The sequence below is a fragment of the Microcoleus sp. Pol7_A1 genome, assembly GCF_036701085.1.
GTDB classification, from domain to species: domain Bacteria; phylum Cyanobacteriota; class Cyanobacteriia; order Cyanobacteriales; family Microcoleaceae; genus Microcoleus; species Microcoleus asticus.
In genome coordinates this window covers 1-19,756 of the sequence record NZ_JAUBQD010000088.1, presented here as the reverse complement: position 1 = coordinate 19,756, position 19,756 = coordinate 1, and the positions used below count along the sequence as shown (strand labels likewise).

15 protein-coding genes are annotated in these 19,756 nt (G+C 46.3%); 8 read left to right on the top strand and 7 right to left on the bottom strand.

The genetic code is table 11. The features are described 5' to 3' along the window. Positions 1 to 84: 84 nt before the first annotated feature. Together QUA20_RS29190 and QUA20_RS29185 are read left to right on the top strand one after the other, a co-directional pair. Positions 85 to 1,149 carry an ATP-binding cassette domain-containing protein gene (locus tag QUA20_RS29190; protein ID WP_333193656.1) on the top strand — a complete coding sequence of 355 codons (1,065 nt, stop codon included), beginning with the start codon at positions 85 to 87 and terminating at the stop codon, positions 1,147 to 1,149. 293 nt (positions 1,150 to 1,442) lie between these two features. Beyond that, positions 1,443 to 4,409, top strand: a complete 2,967-nt coding sequence (locus tag QUA20_RS29185) for an NHLP bacteriocin export ABC transporter permease/ATPase subunit (RefSeq protein WP_333193654.1) — start codon at positions 1,443 to 1,445, stop codon at positions 4,407 to 4,409. Between the two features lie 306 nt (positions 4,410 to 4,715). Here QUA20_RS29185 and QUA20_RS29180 read toward each other — a convergent pair whose 3' ends face one another. The 4 genes from QUA20_RS29180 to QUA20_RS29165 all read right to left on the bottom strand — a co-directional run bounded on the left by QUA20_RS29180 (position 4,716) and on the right by QUA20_RS29165 (position 6,536). Further along, positions 4,716 to 4,856, bottom strand: coding sequence for a hypothetical protein (locus tag QUA20_RS29180; protein WP_333193652.1), 141 nt, complete (start codon positions 4,854 to 4,856; stop codon positions 4,716 to 4,718). 63 nt (positions 4,857 to 4,919) lie between these two features. Continuing rightward, positions 4,920 to 5,141, bottom strand: coding sequence for a hypothetical protein (locus QUA20_RS29175; protein ID WP_333193649.1), 222 nt, complete (start codon positions 5,139 to 5,141; stop codon positions 4,920 to 4,922). A 316-nt stretch (positions 5,142 to 5,457) separates the two neighbouring features. Continuing rightward, on the bottom strand, positions 5,458 to 5,730 hold the full coding sequence (locus tag QUA20_RS29170; RefSeq protein WP_333193646.1) for a class IIb bacteriocin, lactobin A/cerein 7B family: 273 nt from the start codon (positions 5,728 to 5,730) through the stop codon (positions 5,458 to 5,460). 623 nt (positions 5,731 to 6,353) lie between these two features. Beyond that, entirely contained in the window at positions 6,354 to 6,536 is a 183-nt protein-coding gene (locus QUA20_RS29165; protein ID WP_333193644.1) for a hypothetical protein, read from the bottom strand. 177 nt (positions 6,537 to 6,713) lie between these two features. Between QUA20_RS29165 and QUA20_RS29160 the strand changes: the two genes are divergently transcribed. The 3 genes from QUA20_RS29160 to QUA20_RS29150 all read left to right on the top strand — a co-directional run bounded on the left by QUA20_RS29160 (position 6,714) and on the right by QUA20_RS29150 (position 12,383). Further along, complete coding sequence (locus tag QUA20_RS29160; protein ID WP_333193641.1) at positions 6,714 to 9,296, top strand: CHAT domain-containing tetratricopeptide repeat protein; 2,583 nt, start codon at positions 6,714 to 6,716, stop codon at positions 9,294 to 9,296. Positions 9,297 to 9,456: 160 nt separating this feature from the next. After that, entirely contained in the window at positions 9,457 to 10,089 is a 633-nt protein-coding gene (locus tag QUA20_RS29155) for a response regulator (RefSeq protein ID WP_445304727.1), read from the top strand. A 140-nt stretch (positions 10,090 to 10,229) separates the two neighbouring features. Beyond that, positions 10,230 to 12,383 carry a flotillin family protein gene (locus tag QUA20_RS29150; protein WP_333193638.1) on the top strand — a complete coding sequence of 718 codons (2,154 nt, stop codon included), beginning with the start codon at positions 10,230 to 10,232 and terminating at the stop codon, positions 12,381 to 12,383. A 268-nt stretch (positions 12,384 to 12,651) separates the two neighbouring features. On the opposite strand, the gene QUA20_RS29145 is transcribed toward QUA20_RS29150, so the two are convergent. Beyond that, the gene (locus QUA20_RS29145; protein WP_333193635.1) at positions 12,652 to 12,885 is read right to left on the bottom strand and encodes a transcriptional regulator; all 234 of its coding nucleotides are present in this window, start codon (positions 12,883 to 12,885) and stop codon (positions 12,652 to 12,654) included. A 120-nt stretch (positions 12,886 to 13,005) separates the two neighbouring features. Here QUA20_RS29145 and QUA20_RS29140 point away from each other — a divergent pair, with 120 nt between their 5' ends. After that, complete coding sequence (locus QUA20_RS29140; RefSeq protein ID WP_333193633.1) at positions 13,006 to 13,368, top strand: DUF2470 domain-containing protein; 363 nt, start codon at positions 13,006 to 13,008, stop codon at positions 13,366 to 13,368. 188 nt (positions 13,369 to 13,556) lie between these two features. Beyond that, entirely contained in the window at positions 13,557 to 15,194 is a 1,638-nt protein-coding gene (locus QUA20_RS29135; protein WP_333193632.1) for an AAA family ATPase, read from the top strand. Between the two features lie 80 nt (positions 15,195 to 15,274). Here the strand turns inward: QUA20_RS29135 and QUA20_RS29130 are convergent, their stop codons facing one another. Continuing rightward, positions 15,275 to 16,348 carry a DUF3616 domain-containing protein gene (locus QUA20_RS29130; RefSeq protein WP_333193629.1) on the bottom strand — a complete coding sequence of 358 codons (1,074 nt, stop codon included), beginning with the start codon at positions 16,346 to 16,348 and terminating at the stop codon, positions 15,275 to 15,277. A 509-nt stretch (positions 16,349 to 16,857) separates the two neighbouring features. On the opposite strand from QUA20_RS29130, the gene QUA20_RS29125 reads away from it, so the two are divergent. Then, positions 16,858 to 17,961, top strand: coding sequence for a site-2 protease family protein (locus QUA20_RS29125; protein WP_333193627.1), 1,104 nt, complete (start codon positions 16,858 to 16,860; stop codon positions 17,959 to 17,961). 282 nt (positions 17,962 to 18,243) lie between these two features. Here QUA20_RS29125 and QUA20_RS29120 read toward each other — a convergent pair. Beyond that, a partial coding sequence (locus QUA20_RS29120; RefSeq protein ID WP_333193624.1) for an ATP-binding protein occupies positions 18,244 to 19,756 on the bottom strand: 1,513 nt, incomplete at its 5' end.

Genomic DNA, 19,756 nt, shown 5'->3' with positions numbered 1-19,756 from the left:
TACTCATTATCAGATATTTGATTTCCCCAAGCTTCACAGTTATGGTAAATTCTCACAAATCATATAGGATTGCTATATGCGAAAATGAGCAACGCCCAGCAAGAATTGGCTCTACCCACTCAAATCCTGTCAATATTACCAGCATTTTTAACGGCATTAGCGGCAACTGCTATCTTAGTTGTCGGCGGCTTGCGGGTGATGAACGGCGGTTTGAGTATCGGGATGTTAATTGCCTATCAAAGTCTCACTCAGCAATTCCTAGGGCCTGTTAACAACCTGGTCAATTTTGGCGGCACTTTGCAAGAATTAGAAGCCGATTTAAGCCGACTTGATGACGTTTTACAAAACCCGATCGATCCAGAAGCAGATCGCGATTTTTTTAATAATGAAAACGGCCGCGGCGCGATCGCACCAGATGCTTTTCACCTGCAAGGAAGCATTGAATTGCGGAGTGTCAGTTTTGGCTACAGCCGCTTGGAAGCACCGCTAATTGAAAACTTGAACTTAACCGTAAAACCTGGTCAGCGGGTAGCGTTAGTGGGGGGCAGCGGTTCTGGCAAATCTACTATTGCCAAACTTGTGACCGGCCTTTACGAACCAATGAATGGCGAAATTTTATTTGACGGGGTTCCCCGCAATTTGATTCCGCGTTCTATCCTAGCAAATTCGCTGGCAATGGTCGAACAAGAGATATTTCTATTTGCCGGCACTGTTCGGGAAAATCTCACGCTTTGGGACCCGACAGTACCGGAAGCAGATTTAGTGCAAGCGTGCATTGATGCGGCAATTCACGAACTTATTTTGAATATGCCGGGAGGATACGATGCTCAACTCAATGAAGGGGGAACAAATATGAGCGGCGGACAGCGACAGCGCTTGGAAATTGCCAGGGCATTAGTGAGGAATCCAGCGGTGTTGGTGCTGGATGAAGCAACGAGTGCTCTGGATGCTGAAACAGAGTTAATTATCGATCGCAATTTGAGGCGTCGCGGTACTTCTTGTATTGTGGTTGCTCACCGTTTGAGTACGATTCGAGATTGCGATGAAATTATTATGCTTGCAGGGGGGAAAGTAGTTCAGAGAGGCACTCATGAGGAGTTGCAAAAGCTGGGAGGAGCTTATGCTCGTTTGGTTGGGAACGAACAATAAATAGCAGAAATACAGTAGCCAACCCGACATTACGCCAGGGAATGAATTCCCTGTCTAATAGCTAAAGTCCTCTGAAGAGGACTGAAATTATCGATGGTTTGATTGGGCTATTCAGTGTTGGCTATAGAGTCTTAGCTATTGAGTCGGTTTTAACCGACTTTAGCTATGAGACGGGGATTAAAATCCCCGGCGGATCTGTGGATTAGCCCGATCGATTCAATCGGACTGTCTTCTTTGAGGCAGGGCTTTAAACCCCTGCCCGACTTGATATTACTAATCGCAAATTACTAGCTATGCTCGATCTAAATCCTGTTAAGAAACTGCACCGAATTAAAGGAAATGAACCGCTGCTGCTGAATGACCCGCATCAGGTATGGATTGTTCGATCGGGCGCGATCGCAGTCTTTGCAGCCAAGATACAAAGTGAGAAGCCTGCGGGCAACCGCCATTATCTGTTCGGCGTCGTTGCAGGCGAGGCTTTGTTCGGCGCTGCTACCCCCCCCAACCCCCCCTTGCTAAGGGGGGGAGAAGCAGAAGGGGGGGGAGAAATTTCAAAACCAGGGTGGGGACTTCTGGCGATCGCGATCGCCGAAACGGAACTGGAACCGATCGCGATCGCAGATTGTGCCGCTTTAGTTGCTGCTGGTGACAGCAAAACCATCGCGCTTGTGGAAGGGTGGATACAGCATTTGGGAGAACGGGCGATTCCCTACGGGATAGATCCGCTTCACGCGCCGGAGGAAAAAGTTGCCCCAGAAACTGCGGTTGTAGCAGCCTCGCAGCAGATATCGCTAATTCCCGGTCAAATTCTGCGATCGCCGCCGGGAACAGTTGTTTGGGTGTGCGTCAAGTCGGGCGATGCGAGTGTCGGGGAATTGAAGTTAAATTCCGCTTCCCCAGCATTTCCCCTGGCTGGCAATATGCTGCTGGTGGCATCGGGGGAAGTTGAGGTGCAAATTTTCTCAACAGCAGAGGTGGAAAATGCCGACTGGCTGCGCGCGAGTTTCGCTTTGCTGCACGAGTATTTTTGCTGTTGCTTGAACTTGCTGGTTTCCCAGCAAAAAGCAGAGGAATTCCGGCGATTTCAGGAACGCGAACAGCTAAACCGCCAAGTAACTCAGACAGCTTTGGGAGAGTTAACCGAGGTTTTGCATCCCCGGAAAACTGCCTTGTCTGAGGAAGGAACGCCGCTGTTAATCGCTGCTGGGGCTGTGGGTAAGGCACAAGGGATCGCAGTCGAACCCCCGGCGGGTTCCGAAGACTTGAGTCGAGTTAGAGATCCGATGGAGGCGATCGCCCGATCGTCCCAATTTCGCACCCGCCGCGTGCTGCTGGTTGGAGATTGGTGGCGGCAGAACTGCGGCCCGCTATTGGCTTATACAAAGTCCGACGATCGACCAGTAGCTTTGTTGCCTGGTAAGGGATCTCGCTATACTTTGTTCGATCCGATCGATCGCACTCGCAAACGGGTAACTAAAGCAGTAGCCCAAGAGTTGTCGCCAGAAACTCTAATGTTTTACCGACCCCTGCCACTATTACTTCGCAACGCTGCGGAACTGTTTAGGTTCGGGACGAAAGGCTACGAAAAAGACATCATCGTTGCTTTCGGGCTGGGGATATTGGGAACGCTGCTGGGGATGGTGATGCCGCAAGCCACCTCGATTTTGGTCAATGATGCTATTCCCGACAGCGATCGCGTTTTACTGTGGCAGCTAGGGCTGGTGTTGTTAGTTGCCGCGATCGGACGGGCTGTATTTAGCATGGCCCAAACAATTATGACGCTGCGGATCGAAAATGCTGCCAGCGGCACTCTCCAGCCGGCAGTTTGGGATCGATTGCTGAGATTAAAACCGGCGTTTTTTCGCAGCTATTCCTCTGGCGATTTGCTGACTCGTTTATTAGCAGTAAATCAAATTCGCGCCCAACTCAGCGGCGCGACGCAGCGGACACTTTTGAACGCGATATTTTCCCTGCTGAATTTGGGGCTGATGTTTATTTACAGCCTGCCGCTGGCTTTAGTCGGAATTGGTTTAACCTTGATCGCGGTTATAGTAACAGTCACATCGAGCTTGCTCTTAATCCCAAAAGAGCGGAAGATGGAAACAGGAGAGGGCGACATTAACGGGCTGACAGTAGAACTGATCAACGGAGTATCAAAGCTGCGGGTAGCTGCAGCAGAAGGGCGAGCGTTTGCAGCTTGGGCGAAAAAATACAGCCAGCAAATCAAGCTAAGAACAGGAATTAAACGAATTGACGACAGCGTTTCAGTATTTAACGAAGCGCTGCCATTAGTAAGTTCTATCCTGATGTTTTGGTTTGCAATTCAGTTCATAGAAAACCCTAAAACAGGAGGCGACGTACTGAACATGGGCACATTTCTCGCTTTTAATTCCGCCTTCGGAACCTTTCTTTCTGGCATCACAGACTTGAGCAATACCGTAACTGATATTTTAGGAATTGTACCGCTGTGGGAGCGAGCCAAACCGATCGTTCAGGGAATCCCGGAATCTGACCCGACAAAAGCCGATCCCGGCCGCTTGAAAGGTCAAATTACGATCGATCGCGCGACTTTCCGCTACCGCGATGACGGCCCCCCAATTTTAGATGATGTCAGCATCAATATTCAACCGGGGGAATTTATCGCGATCGTCGGGACTTCGGGGAGTGGCAAATCAACTTTATTTCGGCTGTTATTGGGATTTGAAATAGCACAAAGCGGCACAGTTTATTACGACAATCAAGATTTAGCAGGCCTCGACGTTCAAGCTGTGCGGCGGCAGTTAGGAGTAGTGCTGCAAAACGGCAGAATTAATGCCGGTTCGATGTTTGACAATATCACCTGCGGGGCGCTGGTAACGCAGGAGGAAGCTTGGGAAGCCGCCAGAATGGCCGGTTTAGCTGCCGATATCGAACAAATGCCGATGGGAATGCACACGGTTGTCAGCGAGGGCGGCACGAATCTTTCGGGAGGACAGCGGCAAAGATTGTTAATTGCCCGCGCGATGGTTGTCAAACCAAAGGTTATCCTGATGGATGAAGCTACGAGTGCTTTGGACAATCACACGCAGGCGATCGTTACTGAGAGTTTGGATAAGTTAAATGTTACCCGAATTGTCATCGCCCACCGCCTGAGTACGATTCGCAATGCCGATCGCATTTATGTAATTGAAGCAGGCCGTTTAGTGGAAGTCGGTTCCTTTGAAGAATTGATCGAACAGGGAGGATTATTTGCGAGATTAGTTGAGCGACAGTTAGAGTAGAGATTAAACATAAAACCATTCTCAAGAACGGGCAAGATGCCCGTTCCACAAGAAATTCACTCTTTGTGGAACGGGCATCTTGCCCGTTCATAAAAGCTTTATTAAAAATGGTGTAACATCTCATATCAATTCCGGTGTAACCCGAATGATATAGAGGAGACGGCAGTGCCGTGTCCCTACCGAAAATAATATTGTAGGGACACGGCACTGCCGTCTCCTAATTTTGGCTACTAATAATTCCGATGCTACCGGATTTGATATCAATTACATCCGTTACATCCGTTACATAATCCGCTGCCGAACTGCTTATTCTTTGGTCAGCAAATCGGGCAACCACAACAAAATTAGCAATAGCAAACAGGCGATAACTAAACCAACGCTAAATATTGTAGCGTTACCCATACCGGGGGCTTGCTGCATCAGGTATACGGGCTGTATTGCATCCATGTTTTTTGTAGATAAGGTAAGCTAGAACCCCGACTTCTTTAAGAAGTCGGGGTTAGGGAAAAATTACTTTTTGCCAAATGAGAACATACGATCTATTGCACATCCAAACTTCTCGAAAAAACCATCATCATCATCACATTTTTTGCCACTTCCACCACCAGCAACAGCTTCCAATTCACGATCAGACAACTCGCATGAATTATCTGACTGACTCTGATGCTGGAGTTCCCGATCTTGCGAGACTTCTTGAAAAGAATGATTGACGCTTTCAAATTCCAAAGACATGAGATTTGCTCCTGATTGAATTGTTTGTGTCTGGTAACTGTTTATAGTTTATGAAATTACCCGGCTAAAGTAGCTAGCTCAAAGTTGAGTTTTGAACCTATAAAAAAACTAGCTTGAACTAGCCTGTCGTTGAGAAGATTACCTAAACTTTTGGCTAGGTATCGCCGATCGCATACAACTATAGAGTGGTCTGTTTGCCAACCCTCTTGGGGCGAAGGATTCGGGTGAATATCTCATCGGAAACACCCGAATTGTCGTTCAATTTTTCAGCGACAGGATTTGCTGAGAGCGAATTTCTGGAAATTATTAGGCAGAATCACTCCCCTAGTCCTTCAGAAACTCCCCGTACCAATTCCATACCGGCTTGTTTAGCGACTTGTCTAGCAGCAAATCGTATAACATGAGGAGCAGCGATGCGAACACCAATACCAATCAGGAGAGGTAGGAATCCACCATTAACTTGTTCCAGCTCATCATCACTTAACTCAGTTGAAAGACCTTCTTCATCCTTTAATAAATGAGAACGAGCAATATTTAGATCTGAAGTATCTGACTGACCATGATTGACGCTTTCAAATTCAAAAGACATGAGATTTGCTCCTAATTGAATTATTTATGTCTGGCAGATGAGTGGGAGTTAATTACATGGATTTTAAACAATGTAAATACTCCCACTTTGTGAAGATGTCAATTAACTACTAACTTTTCACATCTTTCGGGAGATTATTTGACATAATCAGTCCCGTAGTCCTTCACGAATACCCCGTCCAATTCCCTGGCCAATTCTATAAGGAGCTTGAACAATATCAGTGACGAACTTGGCAGGACCTTGGAAGAAATTACCCAGATCGGTTCCTATATCACCTCCATTTATAGCTTCAAGATCGCGCTCATCCAGTTCACCATCAGCCAACTAGTTTGTGTGATTTTCAGACTTAAAAAGCAGGTCATGATTGGTAGTGTCAGACATGGTTTTCACCCTCGCAAATAAAGTTTGTTGTCATGGAATTAAACTGTTGGATTGCTTAATTCCTCTTTCATTTTTTTAGTATATTAAATTTCCCTGCTAAAGTAGCTAGCTCAAAGTTGAGTTGTGAACCTATCAAAAAGCTAGCTAATAACTGGCTATAAAATCGGGTAACAACCTAAACTTTTGGGTAGGTAACGCCGATCGCCTACAACGATAGACTGGTAAGACTCTCCTGTGATGAGTCAAGCCTGCTTCCTATTGAGCGTTCCCAAAGTGCGATCGGCAATTAAGAAAGCCCTAAGAGTAGTACAAAAAAAGGGCGATCGCACTCCAAGAGGCAATTGTGCGATCGCCCGAGAGTCAAGAAAGCTGCTGACATTATTTAACAAGCTGTAGTGAGAAGTGCTATGGGTATTGAGATACATTGCACTTTCCCGCAATCAACATTGCACCACTCCGAAGATCGGATCTGTGGGTAGAACCAATGAATTTACCATCTGGGTTGCTTAAGATTTAAATATCGATTTAAGCAGATTGAGGCGATCGCGCGATGGCAGAAAGAGCGATCGGGCTAACTCTCTAAATCCAAACCCCAGAATCCTATGCTGTATTCTCCATTTAAGCGACTCAAATCGACCCACTCTAGGCTCACTCCTGTTTTCCTAGCTTCCATTTCCCTGTTTCTATTCACCACTGCTCCCCTATTAACTCCTGACTCTCTATTCCCAGCGATCGCTCAAACTACTGATGCTCGTCAAGCAGAAGCCGATCGGCTATTGCAGCAGGGAATTCAACAATATCAGAATCGTCAATTTCAAGCTGCATTGAACTCCTGGCAACAGGCGCTGCAAATTTATCGCGCCCTTAAAAATCGCCACAAAGAGGGTTGGGCACTGGGCAATTTGGGAGTCGCCTACGGCGATTTGGGCAGCTATGCCAAAGCAATTGAGTATGGACAGCAACACTTAATCATCGCCCGCGAAATTAAAGACCGCGAGGGGGAAGGGGCAGCACTGGGCAATTTGGGAGTCGCTTATCTCTTCTTAAACAATTACGCCAAAGCGATCGAGTATACCCAGCAGAGTTTAGCCAACGCCCGCGCTATTAAAGACCACCCAAGTGAATGTCTGGCACTGGTCCGTTTGGGACTCGCTTACTTCCATCTAGGCAACTACGCCAAAGCGATTGAGTTTGGACACCAGAGTTTAGCGGTCGCCCGCAAAATTGAATATCGCCAGGGAGAATATGTGGCACTGGTCAATTTGGGACTCGCTTACCGCTTTCTAGGCAATGATGCCAAAGCGATCGAGTACACACAGCAGAGTTTAACCATCGTCCGCGAAATTAAAGACCGCAAGGGAGAAGGTGCGACATTGGGGCATTTGGGACTCGCTTACCTCAACCTGGGCAACTATACCAAAGCGATCGAGTACATCCAGCAGAGTTTAGCGATCGCCCGCGCCATTAAAGACCGCCCGGGGGAAGGTGAGGCACTGGGCAGTTTGGGAGCCACTTACCTCAACCTGGACGACTATGCCAAAGCGATCGAGTACGACCAGCAGAGTTTAGCGATCGCCCGCGCCATTGAAGACCGCGAGGGGGAAGGTGAGGCACTGGGCAGTTTGGGAGCGGCTTACTTCTATCTAGGCAACTACGCCAAAGCGATCGAGTACAACCAGCAGAGTTTAGCGATCGCCCGCGCCATTAAAGACCGCCAGAGCGAAGGTGAGGCACTCAACGATCTCGGGTTGACGTTCTTGAAAGCTGGCAACCTCGCAGAAGCTGGAAAAATCCTCGTGCAGGGGATTCAAGTGTGGGAATCGATGCGTCAAATGCTCGGCTCCAACGACGCGAATAAAGTCTCCATCTTTGAAGGACAAGCTCGCACTTATCGGGCTTTACAACAAGTCCAGGTGGCTCAGAATAACCCGATCGCCGCCTTAGAAATTGCCGAACGGGGACGTGCCCGTGCCTTTGTCGATCTACTGACACAGCGACTATCGTCAAGTGATGCCAGTTCGGTCATCGCTACTGCTCCCAACCTGGATCAAATCCGACAAATCGCTAAAGCACAGAACGCCACTTTGGTGCAGTATTCCATCATCTACGACAACTTCCAGATTCAGGGCAAACAAGAAACGCGAGAATCTGCGATTTACATTTGGGTTATTCAACCGACAGGCGAAATTACCTTCCGCCAAGTTGACATCAAACCCCTTTGGCAAAAACACAACGCCTCTCTAGCCAGCTTGATCGTTGGCAATCAAGAATTCCTTGAGGTTCGTAGTCGCAGCAGTCTTGGCTCCACAAAACCCGAACCCAACTTCAACTTAGGGATGCTGCATCAACTGCTGATCGATCCCATTGCCAATCTGCTCCCAAAAGACCCCAACGCCCATGTCATTTTCATTCCCCAAGGTTCCCTGTTCCAAGTGCCATTCCCCGCTCTCCAGGATGCCAACGACAATTACTTAATCCAAAAACACACCATTCTCACCGCCCCCTCGATTCAAGTTTTGGCATTAACCCGACAACAACGACAGAAGCTAGCGAGTCAGCCATCCAACAGCGGAAAAGCTCTAGTATTGGGGAATCCCACGATGCCGAGCGTGTCTCTGTCTCCGGGAGAACCCAAACAGCAATTGTCTCCTCTACCTGGAGCCGAAGCCGAAGCCAGAGCGATCGCCTCTATGCTAAACACTGAAGCCATCACAGGCGCTCAAGGTACAAAAGCTGCGATCGTTCAAAAAATGCCCCAGGCATCGACTATTCACCTAGCAACGCATGGATTGTTGTATGATGTGCGCGGATTGGCAAGTGCGATCGCGCTAGCTCCTTCTGGCAAAGATGACGGCTTATTGACCGCAGAAGAGATTTTCGACATGAAACTGCAAGCAAACTTAGTTGTTTTGAGTGCTTGCAACACTGGAGAAGGCAGAATTACCGGGGATGGCGTGATTGGTTTGTCGCGATCGCTCATTTCGGCAGGAGTTCCCAGTGTGATCGTCTCCTTGTGGAGGGTTCCCGATGCGCCTACATCCGAATTAATGCAGGCATTTTATCAAAATCTTCACAAAAACCCGAATAAAGCACAGGCATTGCGACAAGCTATGTTAACCACAATGAAAGCGCATTCTAATCCGCGAGATTGGGCAGCGTTCACGTTGATTGGGGAGGCAGATTAAGCTTCTTAGGACTTACGAATAAATACCAAATAAACCAGGTTTTTTACTCCTTGTTAAAGGCTAGAATGCAGTATTTTCGTCCAACCAGGTTTCTGCATCTAGGACTAAAGTTTGTAGTGAGGACGACCGTCTTCTTTCATAAAATTATCAGGGAAAAAAGATGATTCAACAATCAAATATGATTCGCGTTTTAATTGCCGACGATCATGCGATCATGCGACAGGGTTTAGCCGCTTTGCTGGAACAAGAAGCAGATCTAACAGTTGTTGCAAAAGCTAGCAACGGACAGGAAGCATTAACAATGTTCCGTCAATATCAGCCAGACGTGACGCTAATGGATGTGCGAATGCCACAAATGGATGGAGTCGAGGCCATTACTGCCCTTTGTACTGAATTTGAAGCTGCCCGCATCGTCGTGTTCACTGCTTATGATGGTGATGAAGATATTTATCGCGGGCTGCGGGCTGGTGCCAAAAGTTATCTGCTCAAAAATACCGAACCTGACGAACTTTTTTTGGCAATTCGCACGGTTGTTAGCGGTAAAAAGTACATTCCCAGCGCTGTTGGCGCTAAACTAGCCGATCGCATGGACAATGCTCAATTGAGCGATCGCGAATTAGAAGTCATCCGCCTCATAGTCGCTGGTAAAAGCAACAGCGAGATTAGTGAAGTTCTGCACATCAGCGAAAGTACCGTCAAGTTTCACATCAACAATATTTTGGGCAAATTAGGAGTTAGCGATCGCACGCAGGCAGCGATTGCCGCCTTAAAACGGGGAATTGTCAGCCTGTAGTTTAATTATCAGTATTTTTTAGTGAGAAATATGAATATTATGGGAACAAATAATGATAAATAAGACCTTAAGTTTTACGTCAAAACTTTTGATATAGGCTAAGCTGGAACTCATAGGACAAATTAGCCCTTATCAAAAAAATGCTTGATTCATTTTTGTCCAAGTCTCAAGTCAAAGTCCGCGTTTTAAAACACTTTGCAGCCGCTGTTTCGGCGTCTTTAGCACTTATTGCAACAACCAGTTTGAAACCCTCGCCGGTATTAGCAGCTAGCAATATCCCCCTCGCAAATGAAACCTCGACTCAGTTAGTCGCAAAACCTGATTCTAGCTTGCAGTTAGGGCAGTTACGCAGCACTGTTCCCGTGCAGACAATGCAACTCGATCCGGGCGAATTTATTCCGATCGCGATCGGCGGTATGATAATTATTCTGGTGCTGCCGCTATTTTTTGGCGGGTTAGTGGTAATTGGCGATCGCGAAGTTGGCATTGTCAGTAAAAAGTTTAGCTTCGACGGCAAGTCTTTACCGCCCGGAGATTTAATTGCCTTAAACGGAGAAGCGGGATATCAAGCTGATACTTTGCCCCCCGGTTGGCACTGGGGTTATTGGCCTTTGCAGTACAACGTTCGCAAAGAGTCTCTGACTGTAGTTCCCCAAGGTGAAATTGCTCTCATTATCGCAGCAGGTGGTCAGTCAATTCCACCGCAGCGCATCCTCGGCAAAATCACAGAATGCGACAATTTTCAAGATGCTCGCAAATTCCTCCTTGGGGGCGGCGAAAAAGGTAGGCAACTCGGCATCGTGACTGGCGGTAGCTATAGAATTAATACAGCATTATTTACAGTAATTACAGCGGCTAATGCGGCCAAACACGGGATGACAGCCGAACAGTTGAAGCTGTACACAATTGCCCCGGACAAAGTGGGAATTGTCACAACTTTTGACGGCGTTCCGATTCAAGATGGCGAAATTGCCGGCCCGATTATTCCGAATCACGACAACTTCCAAAACGCGCAAAAATTTATCACCGCTGGCGGGCGGCGCGGTTTGCAGGAACAGGTTTTGCTTTCCGGTTCGTGGAACTTAAATCCTTGGTTTGTCGGGGTTGACCAAGTGGCGATGACCGAAATCCCGATCGGCTATGTCGGCGCGGTGATTTCTTATGTCGGTAAAACCTCAGAAGATGTTAGTGGCGCTGCTTTCACTCATGGAAATTTAGTAAATGTGGGCAATAAAGGGGTTTGGGTGACACCTCTTTATCCGGGGAAACATCCGCTAAATACTCGCATTTTGAAAGTAGAGTTAGTGCCGACTACTAATATAGTATTGAACTGGTCGGGAAAAACAGAAAGGCACAGTTACGATTCTAAACTTTCGTCTTTAACCGTGCGTTCTCAAGACGGTTTTGCCTTTGATTTAGAAGTAGCTCAGATTATTCACGTTGGAGCTTTGGATGCTCCGAAAGTCATCTCTCGCGTCGGTTCGATGCAGAATTTAGTTGACCACGTTTTGCAGCCGACAATCGGCAATTATTTCCGCAATTCGGCTCAAGCTTATTCTGTATTAGATTTTCTCTCCGCAAGAAGCGGCAGGCAAGCGGAAGCCGCCGAGTATATCAAAGCAGCTTTGCGCACCTACGACGTGCAGGCAATTGATACTTTAATCGGGGATATTTTGCCGCCTGCAGAGTTGATGCAAACTCAAACAGATCGCAAAATTGCTGAGGAACAGTGCAAGACTTATGAGGTGCAGCAAGTAGCACAAACTCAGCGGCAACAATTGGTGCGGGAAACGGCGCTGGCTGAGATTCAACAAGAGATGGTGAAATCGGAACAAGGCGTGAAAATTTCTGAGTTGAAAGCGAATTCTCAGGTGAAACAAGCTCAAGGCGAAGCTGAGTCGATTCGGGTGAAGGGAAATGCTCAAGCTGAAGCTTATCGCGCGGGTGTTGTGGCTTTGGGAGGTTCTGGTTATACGGCTTTGCAGTTAATGCAAATTATAGGCGATCGCAACGTGCGAGTTGTGCCAGATGTTGCGGTTAGCGGCAACGGTAGCAGTGGGGGTTTAGTTGACGGTTTGTTGGGGATGATGATGTGGAATCAAACGAGCAAAAATGGAGAAAATGGAGCAGAATTACCTGTAGTTAACCTACAGAAATCGGAACCTGCGGCCAAGTTATCGGTAGCCAAGGTGAATTCTGTTAAGCCAACCGTTGCGAAGTCTGATACTGTTGCAGACTCTGATATGGCTCCGCTGTTTGATGAATTGCCGTTTGACGATCGATCTTTTAGTTAGGCTGTGCAGTTTGTAGTGAGAACGATCGTCCTCTATGAAAACTTTTAGTCAATAAGGATTGAATTCCTGACTACAAACAATTTTAGGCAGCATTACCAACAACTTGATGCAGTGGAAAGAAAACAGCCTGCGAGACACTCAAAAACTCTGCAAATTTTTGTATTTGTTCAGTTGTAATTTGACGCTTTTCATGGAGGATATCTGAGACAATAGACTCTGTTTTAAAAAGAGGAACTAGGTCTTTTTGTCTCAGGTCAAATTCTTCGATTCAAGCTTTTAACAGTTCTACCCCATAAATGTCAGGTATGGGTTCTAAAGTTTGCTCGTATTCATAAACCAGAGTTCCAAGTACGTTTAGATAGTCGCGTTCGTCTGAAGTCAGTTCGCCTTTGTCCAACAGAGAATCGATCGCTTTTTGAGTTGCAATTAATTCCTCCTCAGCAGTTATGGGTCGGGGAGGAAATGTTTTGAGTAGTTCGATATAAGCGCTAGAGTTGTTCATGTGATTATCCTATATTAAGAAAGTAATGTTTGATCATTGTAGTTGAATGCTTGGATTGTTTAACCGCAGATCAACGCCGATTAACGCGGATATAATTTAGTTATTTATCACTGATAACTCTTGAGGCAATTGATCGCTATTGAAAACTTTGTACCGATCGCAGTACAATCGATCGATATTGCATCTGAGGAATCTCCCATGTCAGAACCGTTTTCCACTGAGATTAGCGATCGCATCTGCACTCACATGAACGAAGACCACGCTAGTGCTGTAGTGCTCTACGCTCAAGCATTTGGCGACCAACCGCAGGCAACGGAAGCTCAAATGCTCGCTATTGATGCCAACGGCATGGATTTAACCGCTAAAGTTAATGACGAAACAGTGCCTGTCAGAGTTAAATTCGATCGCACTTTAAAAGACGCCGAAGATGCTCACCACACTCTCATTGAAATGGTGAAACAAGCTCGAAAAGTTGCTAAGTAGTCAATTGCGTACTAGGCTGTTATAATTTTAACGTTTGCAGTACGGAATTTAGTCCGCTTAAATAGTTGTTAAGGACTAACATCCTTACTATAAACCTTTAGTTGGGTTAAATCATTTTAAGGACTAAAATCCTGACTGCGAACAAAATATTTAATAAAGTTGAATTTCCCTCTACAAGATCCAATAAAATGACAGAAAATTACCCAAACCCCAAAGAATTAGATGCCGTCAAGGCTAGTAAAAATAACCATTTCGAGGCCCTCGTAAAACGACTAGATTTGATGATTCGCGCCCGCTATTCGCTGCTGTACATTGTCGGCGCGGAGGAGGAACCTGTCGAAGCCGTAATTGCCCAAGTAGCGCTGCAAGTAACTCCCGCGCGCCGGGTGTTGTTATGGGATCTTGTGCGCGGGTGGGAGGATAACGGTTCTGGGAAAGGTTCGGTAATGGCGGCGCTCGATCGCGTCAGCAAAACTGCTGTTGAAGAATATACCATATTTGTACTGCGGGATTTGCACCCTGTTTTGAAATATCCATACAGCGAAAAAAGCGCGGCAGTAGTGCGAGAATTGCGGAATTTAACGCGGGAATTGAAGCGCAGCAAAAAAACTATAGTTCTTACTTCTCACACGCTGGAATTGCCGGAGGAATTGAAAGAAGAAGTCACAGTAATTGATTTTCCTTTGCCCAACGTCCAAGAAATCGACAGTTTAATTTCCCACGTTGTGGAAAAGCCGCAACAGTTGCAAGTTAGCGGTTTAGCAAGGGAACAGTTGGTTAAAGCTTGTCAGGGTTTGAGTCGCGCTAGAATCGGGCGGGTTTTGGCTAAAGCTTTGGCGGCAAAACAGCAAATTAACGAGTCGGATATTGACGGAGTTTTGGAGGAAAAACAGCAAGCAATTCGCCAAACGGGAATTTTGGAGTTTTTCAACTCCCGAGAATCCCTGAAAAGTGTGGGCGGATTGGAGAATTTGAAGCAGTGGGTAAAGATGCGGCAAGATGCTTTTACTGATGAAGCGCGCCGCTACGGTATACCGAATCCGAAAGGAGTTTTGTTAGTAGGAATTCAAGGAACGGGCAAATCTTTATCTGCGAAAACAATTGCTTGCGAATGGCGTTTGCCGCTGCTACGATTGGATACTGGGAGATTGTTTGGCGGCGTGGTCGGGGAAAGCGAAAGCCGCGTCAGGCAAATGATACAATTAGCAGAGGCGATCGCACCTTGCGTTTTGTGGATCGATGAAATAGATAAAGCCTTCGGCAACATTATCAGCGGTGGCGACGGCGACTCGGGAACTTCGCGCCGGGTATTCGGCAGTTTGATTACTTGGATGCAGGAAAAAACCAGTCCGGTTTTTATCGTCGCAACTGCAAATAACGTGCGGATTTTGCCTGCCGAGTTGCTGAGAAAGGGCAGGTTTGATGAAATTTTCTTTTTAAATTTGCCCTCAGAATCGGAACGGCAAGATATTTTTAAAGTGCATTTGCAGCGACTGCGGCCGACTAGATTGCGCGAGTTTGATTTGGGAGTTTTGGCGAAACGCGCTGAGAATTTTAGCGGCGCAGAAATTGAACAAGTGGTAATAGATGGGTTGTATCGGGCTTTTGGAACGTTTGTAAACGGACAGCGCCGGGATTTGATGACGGAGGATATTTTGAGGTCGATCGAGGATACTGTACCTTTAGCTGCGATCGCGCGATCGCAAATTGAAGATTTGAAGCGCTGGGCGGCGGAAGCGGGAGCGAGAACAGCATCTAACGATACTCACTTAATTGATGAATTGAAACGCTACAGTCAGCGGCGAAGGGATGCGATCGACAATTAACCCTATTTCGCATCTGTTTGTAGTCAGGACTTTAGTCCTTATTCCTAATTCACCAAAACTTGCTCGGACTAAATTCCTCCCTACAAACCCAACCTAAAAATATCCGCATAAATCGAATTTCCCTCAACCATTCTCTCCGCATCCGGCGAATCGTAAACCACCAACAGCGAATTCTGCCCCCCTAAATAGGGAAACAGGCTCAATCCCTCAGCATTGTCCGCACCCACCTTAAAAGGCAAATCAAACAATACCTCCAAATCTCCCCCATCTTGCCCAGTAATACTGTCGCCCGATCGCCCTAAAATTCCCTTTAACCGAAAAACCCTCATCTCCCCAGATAAAGTCATCGTCGGCCCGGCTAAAACAATTAAATCTTCCCCATTCCAGCACAATTCTCGCACGCCCAAACCGTTCAAATCGACAAAATGTTTGTTGTACAATTTCCCTCCTTCCCCAATTGCCTTAAGCCTTAAAACTCCCGGTTCTGCCTCTTCAACTTCTATCTCTAAAATTATCGCCCAACCCCGCAACACCGGCCCCCGCAAACCGAGCAAAATGCGATCGCCCCGCACCGCTAACCCTTCAATATCAAAGCCATTTTCTTTACTCGGAATCGGCACAGATAAATATAGACCGAGGTGGCTGTCATCTTTGAGCGCGTCTGTCAGCAAATTCCCCGTTTCTGTCCGCTGAAGGCATCCAACTTTCTGTTCCCTTTGACTGTCTGGATGAGAAATTGACTCGCACAAAATCCCGTCTTTCATAGGAATGCGCGCCAGCAAATAGCGGTTGAATTCTGTCTCGATTTGTGCTAATCTTTCAATGTCTTTTTCGGGGCTTTTGCCTTTAGCTTTTTTGCGTTTTGTGCTGTGAGAACCTACCAGCCAAAGATAATCGCTGCTGAAATCAATTCCTTCGATATCGATTTCTGATTCTCCCGAAAGTTCGAGAAAATCTGCGATCGCAAATCTTTGATGTTCTCCAAAAATATGAGGCGCGACAGGCGACAAACGCTCGATCGAAGTCGTTTCATCGGAACCCAGCCACAAATGGCCATCGGGAGTTAAAGCAACAGCGGATAAGTCTGTAATAATATCAGCGACTTCGCTGTTTAATTGCAGCATCAGCCGGCCGAGCAAAAAGGATTCTGGCATAATTATTAGGATCAAAACTATTCTTAGGGTAAGTCATTATAGTTAAACCTGCTTGAAACTGAGATCTTGCCACAGGTGTAATAGTCCGCCGGGAATTCCTTCTCCGTCTCAAAGCTTGCATTCAGTTAAAACTGAAATGTTGCACCATTATCAATAAAGCTTTTATGGGCGGGCTAGGAGCAACGGCCCACAAGAAAATTTAATTTTTGTGGAACAGGCATCTTGCCTGTTCATCACAGAGGTGCAAGATTTGAGTTAAAACCGACTGAAAACTAAAACAGAAAACTAAAACAGATATCCTCCTCAAGCCTCATAGCAAGAACTTCCGTTTTGAGATAAGGATTTTAACCCCTAGCGGGCCAAACCGCAGTCGGCGGTAATTATTCAGCAAACCGAACCTCCACAGACGGATAACACCCTAATTGAATCATTAACATTGCCGTTACGTTTCGTTACGATAAGGAGACAGAGAGAAAAACCTCTCCTTCGTAAAATCAGAGGTAGCCATTATGAACGGTACATTTCGCGTCGGCAACCTGTTTGGGATTCCCTTCTTTGTCAACGCATCTTGGTTCCTAGTTCTGGGTTTAGTAACCTGGCAATACGGCGGTGCACTAGCTGCCCTGTTTCCCACATTGGGCCCCGTAGCGCCCTGGATGTTGGGATTATTCACAGCGTTGCTGTTATTTGCTTCCGTCTTAGCCCACGAATTAGGACACAGTTGGGTAGCCATCAAACAGGGAATTGGCGTGAAATCGATTTCGCTATTTCTGTTTGGGGGACTGGCTAATTTAGAAAGAGAATCCAAAACCCCAGCCGAAGCATTTTGGGTAGCCATTGCAGGCCCGTTGGTCAGCTTATTTTTATCCGGTTTGTTAGCAGCGATCGGCATCGGTGCTGGTCTCACAGGCCCCGCAGCCGCGATCGTCGGACTTTTAGCTTCCATCAACTTAGCTTTAGCCTTATTTAACTTAATTCCCGGTTTGCCCCTCGACGGCGGCAACATCCTCAAAGCGATCGTCTGGAAAATTACCGGCAACCCTTACAAAGGTGTAATTTTTGCTAGCCGCGTCGGTCAAATAATTGGTTGGATTGCCATTGCTACAGGCATATTCGGCAATATTTGGAATCTAGTAATCGGTTGGTTCTTACTGCAAAATGCCGGTCAATCTGCCCAATATGCCACAGTCCAAAATGAACTGGCAGGCTTGACAGCCGCAGATGCTTTGACCCCCGAAAGCCCGATCGTCCCAGAACACTTATCCCTCAGAGAATTTGCCAACAATTACGTTATCGGTAGCGCTCATACCTGGCGTCGGTTCCTAGTTACTGACGATGCGGGACAATTGGTAGGGGCGATCGACCTTGACGACCTCAAAACCATTACTACCGGACGCTGGCCCGAAGTTTTAGTGAAAGAACTCGTGAAGCCGATCGAATTTTCCACAACAGTCAAACCAGAATTATCCCTCCTCGAAGTCGTCACCCTTCTGGAACAGCTAAAAGTACAAGAACTCCCCGTCATTCGTGAAAACGGTGTCCTCGTCGGACTTGTAGAAAAAGCTGAAATTGCCCGCCTGCTGCAAAAACGAGCCGAAGCGAACCCTGCTTGATATCCTCAGATACTTGACAAATAACAGTTAGCCCCCTCGATTTCCCTTGACCAAAAGGGCGATCGGGGGGGTTAACTATAGCTTCAAAAAAAGTAAAGTCAAACACTAAATTATTAAGAGCAAATCAAGCATGATAATTATCATACTTTATTGAGGATCTGAGCGAGGATTTATGCCATTTCAGGACTCTTGTCGCAGCAGCTAAAATATACTGTTCGGGAAGCATCTCTGCAGAGATGCTCCCTACAGCAACTTTATAGGTAAGGTGAGCTTCGGCGCACCCTACAGTTCAATTTCAGCAATCAAATCGAGTATTTTTTGATAATCAAAATTATATAGATGATTCATCATAACTTCGGCAACAACATCATTATCGCTGCGGATTTGCTCAATTATTGTAGCAATCAAGTTGAAGTCAGCCTGACGGACGGCCTGTTTTAGATTGTTTGTCCATTCTGGGGAAACTTTCGGCATCGAGTCAAGCGTAAATATTGCTGCACTATCAGAGATTTTTTCTGTTACCCTATTTGAATTCTCCGATAAATCATTGACTTCAAGATATTTATTGATGACTTCAACAGGGGCGGCTGCGGTAACAACTTGAATGTCAAACTTGAAGACTGTGCCGCGTCCTACTTCGCTTTCGACGGTAATGTCGCCGCCCATTAATTTTATGAACTCGCGGCTGATATTTAATCCTAATCCCGTACCTTTTTGAACTTTTTTCCCCGATGAACTTTGCACGAACAATTCAAATATGCTCTCTAATTCTTCGGGGGAAATGCCAAAGCCTGTATCCACAATTTCAAAGTAAATAACAAGCGTTTTTTTATTTTTAATTTTGTTTAATCTTTCGCCTGTAGGCTTAGTTATTCCTTCTCGATCGTGCCTTAATGTGACTGAAACCGAACCTTTTTCGGTAAATTTAACCGCATTATCTAATAAATTAATCAGCACTTGTCGCAACTTAATCTCATCACTTTTCACGTATTGGGGAACATCGGATGAGCATTCAATAATTAATTGCAATCCTTTATTTTGCGCGCGAATTTGGAACATATTTTGCAGGTCGCCCAGCAAGCGGTACAAGTCAAAGTTTTTGGCGTTGAGTGTCATGCGCCCAGCTTCAATTTTAGATAAGTCTAAGACTTGATTGATCAGTTGGAGCAGGTGTTCTCCGCTGCGGCGAATAATTTGGATATTTTCTTTTTCCGGCACACTTAAATTAGCGCTGGGTTCCATTAATTCAGCGAAGCCGAGAATGGCGTTGAGGGGGGTTCGCAATTCGTGGCTCATGTTGGCGAGAAAGATGCTTTTAGTTTTGTTGGCAGCTTCTGCGGCTTCTTTGGCTTGTTTGAGTTCTTGTTCTGCTTGTTTGCGATCGCTGGTATCAATAATTATGCCGTGCCAGACAATATCTCCATTTTCGCGCAATTCTGGTCGAGAATAACCTTGCAGCCATTTGAGTTTTCCCGATGCTGTCACAATCCGCCACTCGTGGGAAAATGGTTCGAGAGAGGTCGCACTTTTGACAATTGCCTCGAAGTGACTGGAGCGATCGTCCGGGTGCATTTGTTCGTAGAATAAAGCAGAGTTGTTCTGGATTTCATCCGGCTCTAATTCTTGAATTTCTCGGCACAGAGGACTGATATACTCCATATTGACTGAGCCGTCGGGATGCTGCACTAATATGTAAAGTTCTCCGGGAACAGTGTTAGCTAAGGAATGAAAATTTAATAACATCAGCGATGTATAATAAATAAATGAGTGAATATGAATAGGTTTATGTTTCGGT

What these genes read in the sequence shown, in the direction of transcription:
- QUA20_RS29190 (WP_333193656.1), top strand. Translation starts at nt 85, where the DNA reads ATGAGCAACGCCCAGCAAGAATTGGCTCTACCCACTCAAATCCTGTCA.
- QUA20_RS29185 (WP_333193654.1), top strand. Translation starts at nt 1,443, where the DNA reads ATGCTCGATCTAAATCCTGTTAAGAAACTGCACCGAATTAAAGGAAAT.
- QUA20_RS29180 (WP_333193652.1), bottom strand. Translation starts at nt 4,856, where the DNA reads ATGGATGCAATACAGCCCGTATACCTGATGCAGCAAGCCCCCGGTATG.
- QUA20_RS29175 (WP_333193649.1), bottom strand. Translation starts at nt 5,141, where the DNA reads ATGTCTTTGGAATTTGAAAGCGTCAATCATTCTTTTCAAGAAGTCTCG.
- QUA20_RS29170 (WP_333193646.1), bottom strand. Translation starts at nt 5,730, where the DNA reads ATGTCTTTTGAATTTGAAAGCGTCAATCATGGTCAGTCAGATACTTCA.
- QUA20_RS29165 (WP_333193644.1), bottom strand. Translation starts at nt 6,536, where the DNA reads ATGTATCTCAATACCCATAGCACTTCTCACTACAGCTTGTTAAATAAT.
- QUA20_RS29160 (WP_333193641.1), top strand. Translation starts at nt 6,714, where the DNA reads ATGCTGTATTCTCCATTTAAGCGACTCAAATCGACCCACTCTAGGCTC.
- QUA20_RS29155 (WP_445304727.1), top strand. Translation starts at nt 9,457, where the DNA reads ATGATTCAACAATCAAATATGATTCGCGTTTTAATTGCCGACGATCAT.
- QUA20_RS29150 (WP_333193638.1), top strand. Translation starts at nt 10,230, where the DNA reads ATGCTTGATTCATTTTTGTCCAAGTCTCAAGTCAAAGTCCGCGTTTTA.
- QUA20_RS29145 (WP_333193635.1), bottom strand. Translation starts at nt 12,885, where the DNA reads ATGAACAACTCTAGCGCTTATATCGAACTACTCAAAACATTTCCTCCC.
- QUA20_RS29135 (WP_333193632.1), top strand. Translation starts at nt 13,557, where the DNA reads ATGACAGAAAATTACCCAAACCCCAAAGAATTAGATGCCGTCAAGGCT.
- QUA20_RS29130 (WP_333193629.1), bottom strand. Translation starts at nt 16,348, where the DNA reads ATGCCAGAATCCTTTTTGCTCGGCCGGCTGATGCTGCAATTAAACAGC.
- QUA20_RS29125 (WP_333193627.1), top strand. Translation starts at nt 16,858, where the DNA reads ATGAACGGTACATTTCGCGTCGGCAACCTGTTTGGGATTCCCTTCTTT.